The organism is Methylocella sp. (assembly GCF_044226135.1).
Lineage (GTDB): Bacteria > Pseudomonadota > Alphaproteobacteria > Rhizobiales > Beijerinckiaceae > Methylocapsa.
Map to the genome: position 1 here is coordinate 25,209 of NZ_JBGAHM010000004.1, position 19,473 is coordinate 44,681.

General features: G+C 69.0%; 13 protein-coding genes, 1 tRNA gene and 1 pseudogene. 12 read left to right on the forward strand and 3 right to left on the reverse strand.

All coding sequences use genetic code 11. The features are described 5' to 3' along the window. Positions 1-37: 37 nt before the first annotated feature. Both ACILRB_RS03170 and ACILRB_RS03175 read right to left on the reverse strand, forming a co-directional pair. Positions 38-114, reverse strand: a tRNA-Met gene (locus ACILRB_RS03170). 144 nt (positions 115-258) lie between these two features. Beyond that, positions 259-771: a DUF1236 domain-containing protein gene (locus tag ACILRB_RS03175; protein ID WP_395664845.1), complete on the reverse strand. Its 513-nt coding sequence runs from the start codon at positions 769-771 to the stop codon at positions 259-261. Between the two features lie 321 nt (positions 772-1,092). On the opposite strand from ACILRB_RS03175, the pseudogene ACILRB_RS03180 reads away from it, so the two are divergent. From ACILRB_RS03180 to ACILRB_RS03190, 3 genes and pseudogenes are all read left to right on the forward strand, one after another. Continuing rightward, a pseudogene (locus ACILRB_RS03180) lies at positions 1,093-1,905 on the forward strand (DnaJ C-terminal domain-containing protein); the annotation flags it as partial. A gap of 110 nt (positions 1,906-2,015) precedes the next feature. Further along, a complete protein-coding gene (locus ACILRB_RS03185; protein ID WP_395664846.1) occupies positions 2,016-2,276 on the forward strand; it encodes a chaperone modulator CbpM in 261 nt (86 codons plus the stop codon). A gap of 8 nt (positions 2,277-2,284) precedes the next feature. Next, entirely contained in the window at positions 2,285-3,511 is a 1,227-nt protein-coding gene (locus ACILRB_RS03190) for a TIGR03862 family flavoprotein (protein ID WP_395664847.1), read from the forward strand. A 9-nt stretch (positions 3,512-3,520) separates the two neighbouring features. Here ACILRB_RS03190 and ACILRB_RS03195 read toward each other — a convergent pair whose 3' ends face one another. Next, complete coding sequence (locus tag ACILRB_RS03195; RefSeq protein ID WP_395664848.1) at positions 3,521-4,384, reverse strand: prephenate dehydratase; 864 nt, start codon at positions 4,382-4,384, stop codon at positions 3,521-3,523. 179 nt (positions 4,385-4,563) lie between these two features. On the opposite strand from ACILRB_RS03195, the gene ACILRB_RS03200 reads away from it, so the two are divergent. From ACILRB_RS03200 to dnaA, 9 genes are all read left to right on the forward strand, one after another. Then, entirely contained in the window at positions 4,564-5,100 is a 537-nt protein-coding gene (locus ACILRB_RS03200; RefSeq protein WP_395664849.1) for a c-type cytochrome, read from the forward strand. Positions 5,101-5,360: 260 nt separating this feature from the next. Further along, positions 5,361-7,247 carry an extracellular solute-binding protein gene (locus tag ACILRB_RS03205; RefSeq protein WP_395664968.1) on the forward strand — a complete coding sequence of 629 codons (1,887 nt, stop codon included), beginning with the start codon at positions 5,361-5,363 and terminating at the stop codon, positions 7,245-7,247. A 4-nt stretch (positions 7,248-7,251) separates the two neighbouring features. Next, positions 7,252-8,346 carry a microcin C ABC transporter permease YejB gene (locus ACILRB_RS03210; protein WP_395664850.1) on the forward strand — a complete coding sequence of 365 codons (1,095 nt, stop codon included), beginning with the start codon at positions 7,252-7,254 and terminating at the stop codon, positions 8,344-8,346. Next, entirely contained in the window at positions 8,346-9,584 is a 1,239-nt protein-coding gene (locus ACILRB_RS03215) for an ABC transporter permease (protein WP_395664851.1), read from the forward strand. Before ACILRB_RS03210 ends, ACILRB_RS03215 begins: the two co-directional genes overlap by 1 nt. A 106-nt stretch (positions 9,585-9,690) precedes the next feature. Further along, on the forward strand, positions 9,691-11,340 hold the full coding sequence (locus ACILRB_RS03220; protein ID WP_395664852.1) for an ABC transporter ATP-binding protein: 1,650 nt from the start codon (positions 9,691-9,693) through the stop codon (positions 11,338-11,340). 220 nt (positions 11,341-11,560) lie between these two features. Beyond that, positions 11,561-13,108 carry a trehalose-6-phosphate synthase gene (locus tag ACILRB_RS03225; RefSeq protein ID WP_395664853.1) on the forward strand — a complete coding sequence of 516 codons (1,548 nt, stop codon included), beginning with the start codon at positions 11,561-11,563 and terminating at the stop codon, positions 13,106-13,108. A gap of 209 nt (positions 13,109-13,317) precedes the next feature. Next, positions 13,318-16,578, forward strand: coding sequence for a maltose alpha-D-glucosyltransferase (gene treS, locus ACILRB_RS03230; protein WP_395664854.1), 3,261 nt, complete (start codon positions 13,318-13,320; stop codon positions 16,576-16,578). Positions 16,579-16,692: 114 nt separating this feature from the next. Beyond that, on the forward strand, positions 16,693-16,959 hold the full coding sequence (gene rpsT, locus ACILRB_RS03235; RefSeq protein WP_395664855.1) for a 30S ribosomal protein S20: 267 nt from the start codon (positions 16,693-16,695) through the stop codon (positions 16,957-16,959). Positions 16,960-18,011: 1,052 nt separating this feature from the next. Next, on the forward strand, positions 18,012-19,466 hold the full coding sequence (dnaA, locus tag ACILRB_RS03240) for a chromosomal replication initiator protein DnaA (RefSeq protein WP_395664856.1): 1,455 nt from the start codon (positions 18,012-18,014) through the stop codon (positions 19,464-19,466). Positions 19,467-19,473: the final 7 nt, after the last annotated feature.

The following is a 19,473-nucleotide window of genomic DNA, read 5'->3' on the forward strand; positions in this document are numbered from 1 at the left end:
TCCTTGCCGCCAACTGGCGCGCATAGTGGGTTTGCGGTGGTAGCGGAGGAGGGACTCGAACCCCCGACACAAGGATTATGATTCCTCTGCTCTAGCCGGCTGAGCTACTCCGCCCCGTCGCCGCCTGGCGGCGCGAGGGCTTCGACATAGGCGCAGGGGCGGGGGCTGTCAAGCGACGGCCTCGCTCCCGGCGCGGTTCGCGGCCCACGCCCGCGGGCGCGGCCGCCCCGCCGGCGCTCCGGCGGGGCGCGCGAGAATTCAGGCCGGGCCCACGACCTGGGCGATGCGGCGGGTCGAGCGGTCGACGAGCACGATCTGGCCGTTCACCACCGTGAACAGGAGGCGCGGATGGACGTGGAACTCGGCCGGCACGACATAGAGCGGCACGCCCTTCGGAATGCGGGCGCTGGCGGCCACGGGCTTGCTCGAGGTCGAGGACGGGATGTGATACTGGCGCACATAGCTCTGCAGCGAGGGCCACTGCGCCGGAGCGACGCCGGCGATCACCTGCGCGCCCTGGCCGACGGCGTTCGCGCCCGACCCGACGACCTGGGCCCCGGCGCCGACGCCCGCGCCCAGCACCTGCGCGCCGCCCTCGATGCCGCCGACGAGAGCGCCGCCCGCGCCGCCGATCAGCCCGCCGATCGGGCCGCCCGAAGCCTGTCCCGCGGCATAGCCCTGCGACATGCCGGAGAACGGATCATTGGCGAAAGCCGAGGCCGGGACGGCGAGCGCGAGCGCCGCGCCGAGGGCGAAAATTCTGGTGTTCATTTTGGCGGTCCCCTGAACTTTTAGAAGAATCATGAAGCGGAGGCGAACGCCGCCGCGGAAGGAAGCTGATGTTCGGCCCTGACCGGCCGCCCTGTCCGCAAGGTCGCGCGACAGGGCCGCCGCCGGCGACGCGCACGGGGGCTCTCCCTGCTCAAGCATGAATCCCCCTCTGCTTCAAGCGCTGCGACGCAAACGCGGGTCACGGCTGATTGAGGGCTGCAAAAAGCCGGGCGTTGATGGTAGGAAGCGGCGGGGCCGCGGCGGTCCCGCCGCGGACGGCCGGCGGGGCGCGCAGGATGCGGGCGGCCGGATGGAGCGCGGATGGCGGCCAGGGACCCCTATGAGACGCTCGGCGTCGCCCGCGACGCGGATCAGGACGCGATCCGCAAGGCCTATCGCAAGCTCGCCAAGGCGCATCACCCGGACCTCAACCCGGGCGACAAGGCCGCCGAGGAGCGTTTCAAGGAAGCCGCCGCCGCCCATGACCTTCTGGGCGATCCCGAGAAGCGGCGCCGTTTCGACGCCGGCGAGATCGACGCCTCCGGCGCCGAGCGCCCGCCGCGCCAGTATTACCGCAATTACGCCGACGCTTCGGGGGCGGACGATCCTTACGCCAGCGAATCCGGCTACGCCGATTTCCTCGACGACGAGACGCTCGCCAGCATCCTGCGCGGGGCGCGCCGGCGCGCCGGCCCCATGCGCGGGCGCGACGTCCGCTACCGGCTGCCGGTCGAATTCCTCGTCGCCGTCAACGGCGGCGCCGCGCGCGTGACCCTGCCCGAGGGCGAGACGCTCGACGTGACCATTCCGCCAGGCGCCGAGGACGGCCAGACGCTGCGCCTCAGGGGCCGGGGGGAGCCTGGCTTCGACGGCGGCCCCGCGGGCGACGCGCTGGTCGAAATCGAGGTCAGGCCGCATAAAATCTTCACGCGCGAGGGCGACGACATCCATCTGACCCTGCCGGTCAGCCTCGCCGAGGCGGTCCTCGGCAGGGAGGTCGCCGTGCCGACCCCCACGGGCGCCGTCAGCATGAAGCTGCCGAAGGGCGCGAGCTCCGGCGCGAAGCTCCGCCTCAAGGGCAAGGGCGCGGCGCGGCCGGACGGCGGGCGCGGCGACGAATATGTGACGCTGAAGCTCGTCCTGCCCGAAAAGCCCGACGCGGATCTTGAGGCTTTCGTATCGAACTGGGCCGGCGCGGGCTATGATCCGCGCGCCAAATTCGGCTTGTCGACCGGCGCGAATTCATGCTGCGCGCGCGCATCGAGCGCGAGGCGCTCGAGGTGTTCATCGCCGAGCGCTGGCTGGTCCCGCGCCGGTCGGGCGAGGCCGAGGAGTTCTCCGACGCCGACGTCGCGCGCGCCTGCCTCATCCGCGAGCTGCGCGCCGACATGGGCGTCAACGACGCCGGCGTCGACGTGATCCTGCATCTTGTCGACCAGCTGCACGGCCTGCGTCGGGCGCTGTCGGGCGCGCTCCGCCGGGACGCGCCCGACGCAACGCCCTGAGCGCCGCCATGCCGCCGTTTCATGTCGCCGTCGTCGGCGCCGGCCCCGCCGGGCTCGCCGCGGCCGAAACGCTCGCCCTGGCCGGGCTCAGGGTCTCGGTCCATGACCGCATGGCGGCGCCGGGGCGCAAGTTCCTGCTCGCCGGGCGCGGCGGGCTGAACCTGACGCATGGCGAGGATTTCGAGATTCTTCTCTCGCGCTACGGCGCGGCGCGCGAGCGGCTGCGCGCGGCGCTCGAGGCGTTTTCGCCCGCTGCGCTGCGCGCCTGGAGCGAGGGGCTTGGCGTTGCGACCTTCGTCGGGTCGAGCGGGCGGGTCTTTCCCGCCTCCTTCAAGGCCTCGCCGCTGCTGCGCGCCTGGCTCAGGCGGCTCGGCGCGCTCGGCGTGACGCTCGAGGCCCGCCGCGACTGGCGCGGCTTCGACGGCGCGGCGCTCGTGTTCGACACGCCGCAGGGCGAGACGAAGGTGACGGCCGACGCCGTGGTGCTGGCGCTTGGCGGGGCGAGCTGGCCGAAGCTTGGCTCCGACGGCGCATGGACGGAGCTGATGCGGCGCGAGGCGGTCGCCGTCACCCCGCTGCGCCCGGCCAATTGCGGCTTCCTGACGGAATGGTCCGAGCATTTCCGCGACGTCTTCGAGGGCGAGCCGCTGAAGGGGATCGCGCTGTCTTTTGAGGGCGCGCGCGTGCGCGGCGAGGCGGTGGCGACGCGGGCGGGGCTCGAGGGCGGGGCGCTCTATGCGCTCTCGGCGCCGCTGCGCGAGGCGATCGCGCGGGACGGCGCGGCGACGCTCGAGATCGCGCTGAAGCCCGACCTCACCCTCGACGAGCTTTCGCGCCGGCTTGCGGCGCGCGATCCAAAGCAGTCCTTCGCGACCTTCGCGCGCAAGACGCTCAGGCTCGCGCCGGTCGCGGTCGGGCTTCTGCACGAGGGCGCGCGGGCCATGGGGCGGCCGCTCGGCGAGTTCGCGGCGCCGGCGCTCGCCCGCCTCGTCAACGCCGTCCCCGTCAGGCTGACCGGCGTCGCGCCGATCGCCCGGGCGATCTCGACCGCGGGCGGCGTGGCGTTCGACGAGATCGACGAGAATTTCATGCTGCGGCGGCGCCCCGGCGTGTTCGTCGCCGGCGAAATGCTCGACTGGGAGGCGCCGACCGGCGGCTATCTGCTGCAGGCCTGCTTCGCCACCGGCCGCGCGGCCGGCGCCGGGGCCGCCGCCTGGCTGGCGCGCGGCCTCTGACGCGGCGCCTCAGCCCCGCCCGCTGGCGCGGCTCTCGATCCTGAACGGATGCGCCGGATAGACCCCGAGGATCTTGAGTTCGCGGCAGAAGAAGGCGAGCTCCTCGAGCGCGCGGGCGAGGCCCGGCTCGTCGGGGTGGCCGTCGACGTCGGCGAGAAACTGCGTCGCCGTGAACTGCCCCTCGACCATATAGCTTTCGAGCTTGGTCATGTTGACGCCGTTGGTGGCGAAGCCGCCGAGCGCCTTGTAGAGCGCCGCCGGCACGTTACGCACCCGGAACACGAAGCTCGTCACCGTCGGCGATTCGGGCGACGGATCGGCCCAGTCGGGCGCTTTCGACAGCACCACGAAGCGCGTCGTGTTGTGCGGCTCGTCGTTGACGTCGCGCGCAAGGACGTCGAGCCCGTAGATCTCGGCCGCCCGCGCCGTGGCGAGCGAGGCCCTGGCCGGGTCGCCCCATTCGGCGACCTCGCGCGCGGAGCCCGCCGTGTCGGCCGCGACATGCGCGCTGAGGCCGAGCCTGCGGATGATCTTGCGGCACTGGCCGAGCGCATGGACGTGGCTGAACACCTGCCTCAGCCCTTCAAGCGTCGCGCCCCGGACGCCGAGAAGCTGGAAATTGATGGGCAGGAAATATTCGCCCACGATATGGAGGTTCGCGCGCGGCAGCAGGTGATGGATGTCGGCGACGCGGCCGGCGATCGAATTTTCGATCGGGATCATGCCGAGCCCGGCCGCGCCTTCGGCGATGGCGACGAGGGCGTCCTCGAAGGTGTCGCAGGGCAGCGGCGTCCATCCGGGATAGGCGTCGAGGCAGGCCATTTCTGAATTGGCCCCGGGTTCGCCCTGATAGGCGATGAACTTTTCGGTCATGGTCCTTGGCGGGGAAGTTGCGAAGGCTCGCTATCGCACGCCGCGCCCTTGCGGAAAAGCCCGAGAAATCCGGTTGATCGAGACAGGGGAGCGGCTAATCTGGACCAAGTCCAAGCCGGCGGCCGGGGGCGCGCGCCTCCCGGACACAAGACCGGCCCGCCCATTCGGAGAAGACGCCCTTGTTTTCCTTTGAAGTCAATAAGATCGCCGGAGCCGTTCTCGGCGCGCTGCTGCTCGCCATGGGCCTGAGCGTGATCGGCGACATGATCTTCTCGCATCCGCATCTCGAAACGCCGGGCTTCGCCGTCGCCGTCGCGCCCGAGGCCCATCAGGCGGCGCCGGCCGCCGCCGCCGTCGCCCCGCTGCCGGAGCGGCTCGCCAAGGCCGACGTCGCCAAGGGCCAGGCCGCCGCCAAGGCCTGCGCGGCCTGCCACAGCTTCGACAAGGGCGGCGCGGCCAAGGCCGGCCCGCCGCTTTATGGCGTCGTCGACCGGCCGAAGGGCTCGGTCGCGGGCTTCAGCTATTCCGACGGCATGAAAGCCAAGGGCGGAGAATGGACCTTCGACGACCTCGACCATTTCATCACTTCGCCCAAGAGCTTCGTCTCGGGCACCAAGATGTCCTTCGCCGGCGAGGCCGACCCGCAGAAGCGCGCCGACATCATCGACTATCTGCATACGCTGTCCGACGCGCCGGCGGCGCTGCCGGGCAAATAGGCGCGTGACGCCGGCGCGGCCGCGCGCCGCGCTGCGGCCTTATTGTTAACTCTTTGTCATGACACATGGTTTTTACTCGCCCGGGCGCTCCGGGCGGGCATTCTCGGCCGCGTCCGCGCGCGCCGGCCTCTCGCGGCGCGCGGCTGTTTCCTTTCGCGCGCGTCCTCTATAGGCTCTGCGCTCCGTTCGACGAAGGATGCGTCTTGCCCTGGTCTTCCGCCTTTCCGCAGGCCCTCCCGCACGCCCTGACGCGCCGCGCCATGCTGCGCTCCGCCGCGCTCGGCCTCGCGACGCCGCAGCTTCTCGCGCTCGCCTCCGTCGCCGAAGCCGCGGGCGAACCCGCCGCGGCCCCGACGGCCGCGCCCGCCGCCGGGGCGGAGAGCCACGGCCTGTCGATCTTCGGCGACCTCGCCCTTCCCGCCGATTTTCCCCATTTCGCCTATGTGAACCCGGAGGCGCCCAAGGGCGGCGAGATCGCGCTGCAGGTGAGCGCGACGTCGGGCAACCAGAACTTCACCACCTTCAACACGCTGAACGTCTATATCCTGAAAGGCGACGGCGCCGCCGGCATGGGGCTGATCTTCGACAGCCTGATGGCCGGCAACGCCGACGAGCCGGATTCGCTCTACGGCCTCGTCGCGCGCGCGGTGCGCGTCTCGCCCGACCGCAACGTCTTCCGCTTCCTGCTGCGCCCCGAGGCGCGCTTCCACGACGGCTCGGCCCTGACCGCGCAGGACGTCGCCTTCTCGCTGAACATCCTGCGCGAGAAGGGCCACCCCTCGATCCGCCAGGCGCTGCGCGACCTCGACGCCGCCGAGGCGGAGGCGCAGGACGTCGTCATGGTCAGGCTGAAGCCGCAGCGAAGCCGCGACGCGCCGCTGATCGTCGCGGGCCAGCCGATCTTCTCCAAAGCCTATTATGCGACGCATGACTTCGACCAGACGACGCTCGAGCCGCCGCTGGGCTCAGGCCCCTACAGGGTCGGGCGCTTCGATCAGGGACGCTTCATCACCTTCGACCGCGTCCCGGACTATTGGGGGCGCGACCTGCCGGTGAACGTCGGCCAGTCGAATTTCGACCGCGTGCGCTTCGAATATTTCGCCGACCGCAAAGTCGCCTTCGAGGCGTTCAAGGCCGGCGTCTTCACCTTCCGCGAGGAGTTCACCTCGGCGACATGGGCGACGGGCTACGACTTCGCGGCCGTGAAGGACGGGCGCGTGCTGCGCGAGACGCTGCCCGACGAGTCGCCGATGGGGACGCAGGGCTGGTTCCTCAACATGCGGCGCGACAAGTTCAGGGACAAGCGCGTGCGCGAGGCGATCGGCCTCGCCTTCGACTTCGAGTGGACCAACCGCAACATCATGTACGGGGTCTATGCGCGCACGACCTCGTTCTTCCAGAACTCGCCTTTCGCCGCCTCGGGGCTTCCCTCGCCGCAGGAAGTCGCGCTGCTCGACCCCTATCGCGCCGAGCTCGACCCGGCGGTCTTCGGCGAGGCCTATGTCCCGCCCGCGTCGGACGGTTCGGGGCAGGACCGCGCGCTGCTGCGCAGGGCCAACGACATGCTGCTCGCGGCCGGCTGCGCGCGCAGCGGCTCAAGCCTGCTGACGCCCGAGGGAAAGCCCTTCGAGATCGAGTTCCTCGACTATGACGGCGCGCTCCAGCCGCACACGGCGCCCTTCATCAAGAACCTGCGCCTGCTCGGGATCGAGGCCCGCTACCGCATCGTCGACGCCGCCCAATACAAGCGCCGCACCGACGATTTCGACTATGACGTGGTGACCTCCCGCTTCGGCCTCGGCCTCGCGCCGGGCGAGGGAATGCGCGCGACCTTCGGCTCGGAGGCGGCCGACATGCCCGGCTCGCGCAACGTCTCGGGCGTGAAGAGCAGGATCGTCGACGCGCTGATCGACAAGGCGCTCGTCGTCGAGACGCGAGAGGAGCTCGTCGTCGTCTGCCGCGCCATCGACCGCATCCTGCGCGCCATGCACCCCTGGGTTCCGATGTGGAACAAGCCGAACCATCTCGTCGCCTTCTGGGACGTGTTCGGCCGTCCCGGGCGCGGGCCGCGCTACGACATGGGCGTGCTGAACAGCTGGTGGATCGACGAGGAGAAATACGCCCGCATGAAATTCCCCGGCCGCTGACCCGATGCTCGCCTACATCGCCCGCCGCATCCTGCTCATGATCCCGACCGTCTTCGGGATTCTGCTGATCTCCTTCGTCATCGTGCAGTTCGCGCCGGGCGGCCCGGTCGAGCGCATCCTGGCGCAGCTTCAGGGCCTCGACGCCGGCGCCACGGCCAATTTCGGCGGCGGCGGCGGCGCGGCGGAGAGCGCGGCCGGCGCCGGCGATTTCTCGGCCAAATATCGCGGCGCGCAGGGGCTCGACCCGAAATTCATCGCCGAGCTCGAAAAACAGTTCGGCTTCGACAAGCCGGCCCATGAGCGCTTCTTCCTGATGCTGAAGAACTACGCCCTGCTCGACTTCGGCCGCTCCTATTTCCGCGACACGCCGGTCCTTGAGCTCATCAAGGAGAAGCTGCCGGTCTCGATCTCGCTCGGCCTGTGGATGACGCTGCTCTCCTACGCCATCTCGATTCCGCTCGGCATCAAGAAGGCGGTCGCCGACGGCTCGCGCTTCGACGTCTGGACCTCGGGCGTGGTGATCGTCGGCTACGCCATCCCGAGCTTCCTGTTCGCGATCCTGCTCATCGTGCTCTTCGCCGGCGGCTCGTTCTGGCAGGTGTTTCCGCTGCGCGGGCTGACGTCGGAAAATTTCGACCAGCTCTCGCTCCTGGGAAAAGTGAAGGACTATCTCTGGCACGTGACCCTGCCGGTCGCGGCGCTGACGCTCGGGGCCTTCGCCACCTCGACCTTCCTCACCAAGAATTCCTTCCTCGACGAGATCCGCAAGCAATATGTGCTGACGGCGCGCATGAAGGGCCTTTCCGAGCGGCGCGTGCTCTATGGTCATGTGTTCCGCAACGCCATGATGATCGTGGTCGCGGGCTTTCCGGGCGCCTTCATCGGCGCCTTCCTCGGCGGCTCGCTGCTGATCGAGACCATCTTCTCGCTCGACGGGCTCGGGCTTTTGTCCTTCGAATCGATCGTCAACCGCGACTATCCGGTGGTGTTCGCGACGCTCTACATCATGTCGCTGCTCGGCCTGTTCGTGAACCTCGTCTCGGACCTCACCTACATGTGGATCGATCCGCGCATCGATTTCTCGACGCGGGAGGCCTGATGCGCGCGCCTTTGGCCGGAACCGACGGGCGCGCCGCCGCCGCGCCCGAAACCGCGACGCTCCCGGCCGCCGGGCCCGGCGCGCCAAAGTCCGAAGCGCCCGAGGCGGCGAGCCCCGGCGCGCCGGTCTGGAAGAAGGGGCTGAGCCCCATCAACCGGCGCAGGCTCGCGCTGTTCAAGGCGCACAAGCGCGGCTACTGGTCGTTCTGGATCTTCATGGTCCTGTTCGTCGGGTCGCTGTTTTCGGAGTTCATCGCCAACGACCGGCCGATCTTCGCGATGTACAAGGGCGAGGCGCTGTTCCCGATCTTCCGCGACTATCCGGAGGAAAAATTCGGCGGCTTCCTCGCCCGCACCGACTATCGCGACGCGGCGATCTCCGACGAGATCGAAAAGCACGGCTTCATGGTCTGGCCGCCGGTGCGCTTCTCCTACCGCACGATCAACCGACAGCTGCCGACGCCGGCTCCCTCGCCGCCGACCTGGATGCTGTCGCATGAGCAATGCGCGGCGGCGGCGGCGCGCTTCGGCAGGCCCGACGCGCCAAAAGACTGCTCGGCGATCGAATGGAACTGGCTCGGCACCGACGACCAGGGGCGCGACGTGCTGGCGCGGCTTCTCTACGGCTTCCGCCTGTCGCTGCTGTTCGGGCTGATCCTGTGCGCAGTCTCCTCCGTCATCGGCGTCGCCGCCGGCGCGCTGCAGGGCTATTACGGCGGCTGGACGGACCTTCTGTTCCAGCGCTTCATCGAGATCTGGTCGTCGCTGCCCTATCTCTATCTCCTGATCATCATCTCCTCGATCATCACGCCGAGCTTCTTCGTGCTGCTCGGCATCCTTTTGCTGTTCTCGTGGGTCTCGCTCGTCCATGTGGTGCGGGCCGAATGCCTGCGCACGCGCAATTTCGAATATGTCAACGCGGCCCGCGCGCTCGGCCTCGGCAATGGCGCGATCATCTTGCGCCATGTCCTGCCGAACGCCACCGTGGCGACGCTGACGTTCCTGCCCTTCGTGCTGAACTCCTCCATCACCACGCTGACGGCGCTCGACTTTCTCGGCTTCGGCCTGCCGCCGGGCTCGCCCTCGCTGGGCGAGCTTCTGCTGCAGGGCAAGTCGAACCTCCAGGCGCCCTGGCTCGGCCTCACGGGCTTCATCGTCATCGCGCTGATGCTCTCGCTGCTGGTGTTCATCGGCGAGGCGGTGCGCGACGCCTTCGACCCGAGGAAGACGCTGCGGTGAGCCGGTTCGACGCGCCGACGGGCTTTGCCGAAACCGACGCCGGACGGACGCGCCCGCGCCGGTCCGGCGCGCCCTTTCGCAGAAGCGGCATTCGCAGGAGCGGCAGATGAATGCGACGCCCGAACGTCCGGCCTCCGGCGTCCCCCTCCTCGACGTCAGGAGCCTCGCCGTCTCGTTCCGCTCCGGCGAGAGCGAGACGCAGGCCGTGCGCGAAATCTCCTTCACGCTCGAACGCGGGCGCACGCTGGCGCTCGTGGGGGAGTCCGGCTCCGGCAAGTCGGTGACCGCGCTCTCGCTGCTGCGGCTGCTGCCGCAGGGCGCGCAGACGCGGGGCGCGGCGCTGTTTGACGGCGAGGACCTGCTGTCCGCGTCCGAAGCGCGGCTGCGCGCCATTCGCGGGGCGCGGATCACCATGGTGTTCCAGGAGCCGATGACCTCGCTCAACCCGCTCCATGTGATCGAGCGGCAGATCGGCGAGATTCTCGAACTGCACGGCATGCGCGGGGCGCAGGCGGTGCGCGCCCGCGTCGTCGAGCTTCTGACCGAGGTCGGCATCCCCGATCCGCAGACGCGGCTCGGCGCCTATCCGCACCAGCTCTCAGGGGGCCAGCGCCAGCGCGTCATGATCGCCATGGCGCTCGCCAACCGGCCGGACCTGTTCATCGCCGACGAGCCGACGACCGCCCTCGACGTGACGGTGCAGGCGCAGATCCTCGAACTTCTGAAGAGCCTGCAGACGCGCCATGGCATGGCCATGCTGTTCATCACCCATGACCTCAACATCGTGCGCAGGATCGCCGACGACGTCTGCGTGATGCGAAAAGGCCGCGTCGTCGAGGCGGGGCCCGTCGAGGCCGTGTTCGCCGACCCAGAGCACGCCTATACGCAGGCGCTGCTCGCCGCCGAGCCGAAGGGGGAGGCCGCGCCCGCAAACCCCGACGCGAAGCCGATCATGAGCGCCGAGGGCCTGCGCGTCTGGTTTCCGATCAAGCGCGGCTTCTTCCGCCGCACGGTCGGCCATGTGAAGGCGGTCGACGGCGTGAGCGTCATGGTGCGCGAGGGCGAGACCGTCGGCGTCGTCGGCGAATCGGGCTCGGGCAAGACCACGCTCGGCCTTGCGCTGCTGCGGCTCATCGCCTCGCGGGGGCCGGTCGTGTTCATGGGCCGGCGCATCGACGGGCTGAAGTTCGCCGCCCTGCGGCCGCTGCGCCGCGACATGCAGATCGTGTTTCAGGACCCCTATGGCTCGCTGTCGCCGCGCCTGCCGGTCGTCGACATCGTGGCGGAAGGCCTCGCCGCGCAGCGCCACGGGCTCGACTACGGAGAAAAACGGCGGATCGTGGCGCGCGCGCTCCAGGCGGCGGGGCTCGACCCGGCGATGATGGACCGCTATCCGCATGAGTTCTCGGGCGGGCAGCGCCAGCGCGTCGCCATCGCCCGGGCCATGGCGCTCGAACCGAAGTTCGTCGTGCTCGACGAGCCGACCTCGGCGCTCGACATGTCGGTGCAGGCGCAGATCGTCGAGCTGCTGCGCGACCTGCAGCGCAGCCATGGCCTCGCCTATCTGTTCATCAGCCATGATCTTCGCGTCGTGCGCGCGCTCGCCAACCGCATCATGGTGATGCGCGGCGGCCGGCTCGTCGAGGAGGGGCCGGCGGCCGAACTGCTCGCCCGTCCCAAAAGCGACTATACGCGCGCCCTGTTCGCCGCGGCCTTCGACATGAAGGTCGAAGCCGGCGCGGACCTCGCCGGCTGACGCGGCCAGGCGCCGCGCCGCGATCCGCCCATTTTCGCGGCGCGATCTTCACATCGTCGCGAGCGCGCCGCCGCATCGCCTTCGACAAGCCAAAGCTTCGCCATGATCTCCGCCAAGTCTGAGCCTTGACGAAAAGCGCAACCCGTTAGCCATGAAACGATTGGCGGCGGGCGGCGTTGTCGAGGCAAGGATAGGGCCAGAAGAGGAGAAGCTCCCGCTCATGGTTAACCTCGACCTTCTTTACAAGCCGGTTTCGAAAACGGCCGGCGGTTCTGTCGGCAGGTTGATCGTCGCGTCAAACCGTGTTCCCGTTCCTTCGAATTCGGGCGCGCCGGCGGCGGGCGGCCTCGCCGTCGCGCTCCAGGCGGCGCTGCGCGTCCGCGGCGGCGTATGGTTCGGCTGGTCCGGCAAGACCGCCGCCGAGGCCGAAAGCCGGGATCTCGCCAAGAAGACGGTCGGCCCGATCACCTTCGCCGTGGCCGATCTCACGCGTCGCGACGTGGAGGAATATTACCACGGCTTCGCCAATCGCGTGCTATGGCCGATCTGCCATTACCGGCTCGACCTCGCCCATATGTCGGAGCGCTGCGCGGAAGGCTATTTCCGCGTCAATGAATTCTTCGCCCGGCGGCTTGCGCGGCTCGTCGCGCCCGACGACGTCATCTGGATTCATGACTACCACATGATCCCGCTGGCCGAGGCGCTGCGCCGGCAGGGGGTGAAGAACCGGATCGGCTATTTCCACCATATTCCGTGGCCCGCGCCGGCGACGGCCCAGGCCCTGCCGCATTACGAGCGCCTGCTGCGCGCGTTCTCGGCCTATGACGTCGTCGGCTTCCAGACCCAGCCCGACGCCGACAATTTCCGCGACTGCCTGATCGAGGCGGCGGGCGCGAAGCCGCGCGCCGGCGGGCGCGTCGAGGCCTATGGCCGCAGCTTCGAGGTCGAAGCCTTCCCGATCTCGATCGACCCCGAGTCCTTCGCGCTCGAGGCGCGGCTCGCCGAGCGCAATTCGCTCGTCAAGCGCCTGCGCGCGAGCCTTGAGGGCCGCGACATGATCATCGGCGTCGACAGGCTCGACTACTCCAAGGGGATCAAGCATCGCATCGAGGCGTTCGGGGCCTATCTCGAGGCCAGTCCCGAAGCCGCGAAGGCGCGCGTGACCATGCTCCAGATCACGCCGAAGTCGCGGTCGGAGGTGCCGGAATACGCCCGCATCCAGCGCGAGGTGGCCGAGGAGGTCGGCCAACTCAACGGAAAATTCGGCGACGTCGACTGGACGCCGCTGCGCTACATCAACAAGCCGCTCAGCCAGTCGGCGCTCGCCGGCCTCTACCGGCTGGCGAAGGTCGGCCTCGTGACGCCGCTGCGCGACGGCATGAATCTCGTCGCCAAGGAGTTCGTCGCGGCGCAGCCGCCAGAAGATCCGGGCGTGCTCGTGCTGTCGCAGTTCGCCGGCGCGGCGCAGGAGCTTGAGGCCGCGCTGCTCGTCAACCCCTATGACATCGGCGCGACGGCGGCGGCGATCGCGCGGGCGGTGGCCATGCCGCTCGGCGAGCGTCAGGAGCGCTGGGGCGACCTCATGCGCGTGCTGCGCGACAACAGCATCGACCACTGGACGCGCCGCTGCCTGCAGGCGATCGCCGGCGTGGCCGAGGACGAGGCCGGAAGCTCGCTGCATCCGGCCGGCGAAGTCGTGCGCTCCGGCGTCATCAGCGGCGCCGAGCCCTGGTTCTGCGCGCAGAGCCTGCCGCATCTGCGCAACTAGCGTCCGCCCGGCCGCGCGCGCCCCCGCGCCTCTCGGGCGCGCCATGGGCGCCTGCTCGTGAACGCCGGGCGCTTGATCTCGCGTTTTCCCCGTTCCATCCTCGCGCCTGCGTGTCCCCTTCGGGGCGCGCCTGCGCGTCGCCGCGACGCGCAGGCGTCCGCGCAGATCGGTTTCTTCCGCGCAGATCCGTTTCTTGCAAAGAGCAGCCCATGATCGACCGCAGCGACGTGCACTGGTACCGCGACGCCATCATCTACCAGCTTCACGTCAAATCCTTCTTCGACAGCGACAATGACGGCGTCGGCGATTTCAAGGGGCTGACCCAGAAGCTCGATTATGTGAAGGACCTCGGCGCGACCGCCATCTGGCTGATGCCGTTCTACCCGTCGCCGCTGCGCGACGACGGCTACGACATCGCGAACTATCGCGACATCAACCCGGCCTATGGCGCGCTGCGCGACTTCAAGGCCTTCGTGCGCGAGGCGCATGAGCGCGGCCTGCGGGTGATCATCGAACTCGTCGTCAACCACACCTCCGACCAGCACCCGTGGTTCCAGAAAGCGCGCGCCGCAAAGCCCGGCTCGGCGGCGCGCAATTTCTATGTCTGGTCCGACGACGACCAGAAATATAAAGACGTCCCGATCATCTTCTGCGACATCGAGAAGTCGAACTGGAGCTATGACGAGGTCGCGGGCGCCTATTACTGGCACCGTTTCTACGCGCACCAGCCGGACCTCAATTTCGACAATCCGCGCGTGATCGAGGCGGTGCTCGACGTCATGCGCTTCTGGCTCGACATGGGCGTCGACGGGCTCAGGCTCGACGCCGTGCCCTATCTCGTCGAGCGCGACGGCACCGCCTGCGAGAACCTGCCCGAAACCCACGCGATCATCAGGAAGATCCGCGCGGCGATCGACGCCGACTATCCTGACCGCATGCTGCTCGCCGAGGCCAATGTCTGGCCCGAGGAGGCGCGCGAATATTTCGGCGACGGCGACGAATGCCACATGGCGTTCCATTTCCCGCTGATGCCGCGCATCTACATGGCGTTGGCGCAGGAGGACCGGCATCCGGTCACCGACATTTTGCGCCAGACGCCGGAGCTGCCGGAGGGCGGCCAGTGGGCGATCTTCCTGCGCAACCACGACGAGATGACCCTCGCCATGGTGACCGACAAGGAGCGCGACTATCTCTGGTCGTTCTACGCCGCCGACAGGCGCGCGCGCATCAACCTCGGCATCAGGCGCCGCCTCGCGCCGCTGCTCGAAAAGGACCGCCGCAAGATCGAGCTCCTGAACTCGCTGCTGTTCTCGATGCCCGGCACGCCGGTCGTCTATTATGGCGACGAGATCGGCATGGGCGACAACATCTACCTCGGCGACCGCGACGGGGTTCGCACGCCGATGCAATGGTCGGTCGACCGCAACGGCGGCTTCAGCCGGGCCGACCCCGCGAAGCTGTTCCTGCCGGCGATCCAGGACCCGGTCTACGGCTTCTTCGCCGTCAACGTCGAGGCGCAGCTTTCGAGCCCGTCGAGCCTGCTCACCTGGACGCGGCGCATGATCGCCGTGCGCCGCTCGACCTCGGCCTTCGGCCGCGGCGCGCTGCGCTTTCTCTATCCGTCGAACCGCAAGGTGCTCGCCTATCTGCGCGAGACCGAAAACGAGCGCATCCTGTGCGTCGTCAACGTCTCGCGCGCGCCCCAGGCGGTCGAGCTCGACCTGTCCGAGTTCCGCGGCGCCGAGCCCGTCGAGATGACGGCCGGAAGCGAATTTCCGCCGATCGGCGACCTGCCCTACATGCTGACCCTGCCGGCCTATGGCTTCTACTGGTTCAGGCTCGAACCCATGTCGCAGGAGCGCCGGCGGCTCGAAACGCCGCCCGAGCTTTTCACCCTCGTCGCCGTGGGCCGGCTCGAGACCATTTTCGAGGGCCGCGAGCTCTCGGCCTTCGAACGCGGCGTCGCGCCGCAGTTCCTCGCCTCGCGGCGCTGGTTTCCGCCGGGCCGCGGGCCGTTCACGGCGACGCTGCAGGACAGCGCGATTCTCGTCGGCGACGGCGACGGCGACCTGCGCCGCCATCTTCTCGCGCTTCTCGACGTCAAGCGCGCCGACGGGGCGCGCGCCTGCTATTTCACGCCGCTGACGGCCGAGCGCGACAGCGAGACGCCGCCGCCGCCGACGGCCGCCGTCGCCAAGCTGCGCCGCGGCGCCGAGATGGGCCTGCTCTATGACGCCGAGGCCTCGCCGCCCTTTGCGCGCGCGATGCTCGAAGCGTTTCGGCGCGGGGCCGAGCTGGCGACGGCGGGGCGGGGGCGCGTCGTCTTCAGGCTCGCCGATCCGCAATGCCCCGAGATCGAGGTCGAGGCGGCGGAGGTCGAGACGCTCGCCGCCGCGCGCGGGCACAGCGTCCTGGTGCTCGACAAGCAGCTCTCGCTCAAGCTGTTCCGCGAGCTCAAGGAGGGCGAGCGGCCCGACCTGCGAATCCGCCGTTTCCTGACCGAGGCCGCCTGTTTTCCCAACACGCCGCGCCTCATCGGCGTCGTCGACCATGTCGCGGCCGACGGCACGCGCCGGACGCTCGCCTCGCTCGAAAGCTTCGTGCGCTGCCAGGGCGACGCCTGGACCTGGACGCTCGAGGCGCTGAAGCGGATTCTCGAGGCGCTGGCCTTCGCCCCCGCCGCGCTCCAGACCGAGGCCGCGCCCGCGCCGCCGAGCTTTGCGGCCTATATGCCGCACATGCAGCGCCTCGGCCTGCGCACGGCGCAGATGCATCTCGCGCTCGCCACGCCGACCGACGACGCGGCTGTCGCCGCCGAGCCCCTGACCCAGGCCGATCTGCGCGCCGAGGCCGCCTGGCTGCGGCAGGCGGCCGAGCGCGGCTTCGAGCGTTTCGGCGCGCGGGACGAAGACGGCGCGACGCCCGAGATCGACCGCCTGGTCGACCGGCGCGGCGAGTTCGACGCGCTTCTCGCCCTGATCGAGGAGACGGTCCCGCGCGAGGCGGCCAAGCTTTGCGTCCATGGCGACTACCGGCTCGGCCACGCCCTGGTGGTCAAGGACGACGTCATCATCGTCGGCTTCAGGGGCGGCGCCCGCGCGCCCGGCGGCGGGCGCGTCAAATCCTCGCCGCTGCGCGACGTGGCCTCGATGATCGTCTCCTTCGCCAAGGTGACCGCGACGGCCGAGCACGCCATCGCCGCGCTGACGCCAGATCCGCTCGCGGCGGCGGCGCGCCTGTCCGAGGAGCTCGTCGAATTCTCGGAGATCTTCGTCGACGCCTACATGGCCGCGACGCGCGACGGGCCGGTCGGCGTCGCCGACCGGACGACGCGCCGCCGGCTCCTTATTTTCTATATGCTTCTGTCTGTGTTCGAGGAGGTCGCGGCGGGCGGGCCGCTCGCCGGGACGCTCGAGGTGGCGGCGAAATCGGCCAACGCCATCCTCGACCGCGCCGCGCTGCTCGCCTGAGACGGGGCCGCGAGCGTTGACGCGGGACGAGGCCTTGTCTATAAGCGCCTTTCCCAATGACCAGCGCCCCGTCGCGCGGCGCCAAGAGACAGCTTCGGCCAGGACAGTTACACGATGGCGAATACTCCTTCGGCCAAGAAGGCCGTCCGCAAGATCCAGCGTCGCACCGCGGTCAACAAGTCGCGTCGCAGCCAGATGCGGACCTATGTGCGCAAGGTCGAGGAAGCCCTGTCCTCCGGCGACAAGGACGCGGCCTTCGCCGCGCTGCGCGCCGCCGAGCCGCTGATGATGCGCGCCGCCCAGAAAGGCATCATCCACAAGAACGCCGCCTCGCGGAAGGTTTCCCGCCTCAGCGCGCGCGTGAAGGCGTTGAGCGCTTAAGTTTTCGTTACGAAAAGTCTTCGTTCTGAACGATGAAAGCCTGGCGAAAGCCGGGCTTTTCTTTTGCGCGCGGCGCGATCTCGGCAAAAATGCGCAGCGTAAGCGGCGCAATCTCCCGCGCGCCCATTCTTTTTGATTCACAGAGACTTGTAGACAAAGCGCGGCGGAAGGCCGGATCGCGCGCCGCGACGACCGGTTTTCCCCGTCATTCAAGACAGATTTTTGAATCTTTTAAGATGCCTGCGGCAACTTCGCCGCACCCCGCGGCGAGAGCGCAGAATCAGGCGTTTAGTCACAGCTTTTGCGCGGCTGCGGGCCTGTGGACAGCGTTTGGGACGGGGCCGCTGGAAAAATCGCCGACTCCCGCCTTGCGGCGGCTTTCGCCTATGTTAGAGTCGAATGGCTGTGAGGGCGGCCGGGCTTAAGTGCTCTTCCGAATCTCTCGCCGCCTTTCCTGCAGATTTATCGGCGATTCCGTGTAAAGGCTTCCGCATGTCTTTATTTCGTCGTCGAAGGAACCCTTTCTTTATAAAGAGGAACTCTTTCTTTATAAAGACTGTGCTTGAATTTATTGAGGGCGACTTGAAAAGTGGAAGATGGAGGTCCGTTTTTCCTTAGGTCCGTGCTTGACAGGTTCGAATCGAACGTTCTGCTCCGCAGCCGGGGCCAATAAGGGGAGAGGGCCGCCACATGTCGACGCAAGCTCATTCAGCCGCAGGGCGCCTTTCTCCGTTAGCCGCGCCGCGTCCGTCCCTCCCAAGCGCGCGACGCCTTTCCCGTTCGGGCGCGCGGTCCCTTTCGCAGGTCCCCGACGCCGCGCCGCAGCTCCTTCCACAGCCTGCGGCGGCGCCGGCTGTGGAAGGAGCTGGGCGGGCGGGCCGCCGCGCGCGGCCCTGGCGCCGGCGGCTGCGGCTGTCGCGCAAGAAACCGCCGGTCGCGCGCCTCTAGCCGCGTCGACGCCTTCGCCCCCTTTCCCCCCATTCCTGTCGGCGGATGGCGCCGTCCCGTTCCGGGACGGACGTCCGCCCTCCGTTCCGATCAGAAGAAGGCCGATGCTCACTTTGCGCAGCTCTCACGATCAGCCGGGCGATCGCGGCGACGGCGAAGCCTGGATGCGCGTCTGCCGCCGGCTGCGCGCCGACGTCGGCGACGACGTGTTCTCCTCATGGTTCGGCCGGCTCGAACTCGACGCGCTTGCGGACGACTCCGCCGCCGTGTCGGTGCCGACCAAATTTCTGAAAAGCTGGATCCAGTCGCATTATGCGGAAAAGCTGCTCGCCGCCGTCGCCGCCGAATTCCCGTCCGTGAAGCGGCTCGCCGTGACGATCCGCTCGTCGAACCGGCCGGCCGGCGCGCCCGCCGTCGCGGCCGACCCTGAAGAAGCCGCGCCGCGCCGCGCCGCGCCCGCCGCCGCGCCGGAGCCGCGCGCCAAACCTCTCGCGCCCGAGGCCGAAGGCGACATTCTCTCCGGCTCGCCGCTCGACCCGCGTCTCACTTTCGCAAGCTTCGCCGCCGGCCGCTCGAACCAGCTCGCGCTGGCCGCGGCCCAGCGCGTCGCCGCGGCGACGCCCGAGGAGCGGCTGACCTATAATCCGCTCTATCTCCACGCCGCCGTCGGCCTCGGCAAGACGCATCTGTTGCAGGCCGCGGCGCATGACGCGCAGGCGATGGGCCGGCGCGTCGTCTACCTCACCGCCGAGCGTTTCATGTATGGCTTCGTCGCGGCGCTCAAGGCGCAGACGGCGATCGCCTTCAAGGAGAAACTGCGCGGCATCGACATTCTGGTCATCGACGACATCCAGTTTTTGCAGGGCAAGTCGATCCAGCAGGAGTTCTGCCACACGCTGAACGCGCTGATCGACGCGCACCGGCAGATCGTCATCGCCGCCGACCGGCCGCCCTCCGAGCTCGAAAGCCTCGACGAGCGCGTGCGCTCGCGCCTCGCCGGCGGCCTGTGCGTCGAACTCGGGGCGCTCGACGAGCCGCTGCGCCTGCGCATCCTTGAAGGGCGCATCGCCGCCGCGCGCCAGATCCACCCGGGCTTCGAGGTGCCAAACGAGGTCACGGCCTTCGTCGCGCGGGCGATCCAGACCAATGGCCGCGACCTCGACGGCGCGGTGAACCGGCTGCTCGCCCACGCCTCGCTGACCGGCGCGCCGCTCGAAGTGGCGACCGCCGAGCTCGCCATCCGCGACCTCGTGCGCGCCCATGAGCCAAAGCGCGTCAAGATCGAGGACATCCAGAAGCTCGTCGCCACCCATTTCAACGTCAGCCGGGCCGACATCCTGTCGTCGCGCCGTACGGCCAATGTCGTGCGGCCGCGCCAGATCGCCATGTATCTGTCGAAGACGCTGACGCTGCGCTCGCTGCCCGAGATCGGCCGCAGGTTCGGCGGGCGCGACCATACGACCGTGCTGCACGCGGTGCGCAAGATCGACGGGCTCGCCGCCAAGGACGCGACGCTCAACGAGGAGCTCGAGCTTCTGAAGCGGATGCTGATGGAGTGAGGCGCTT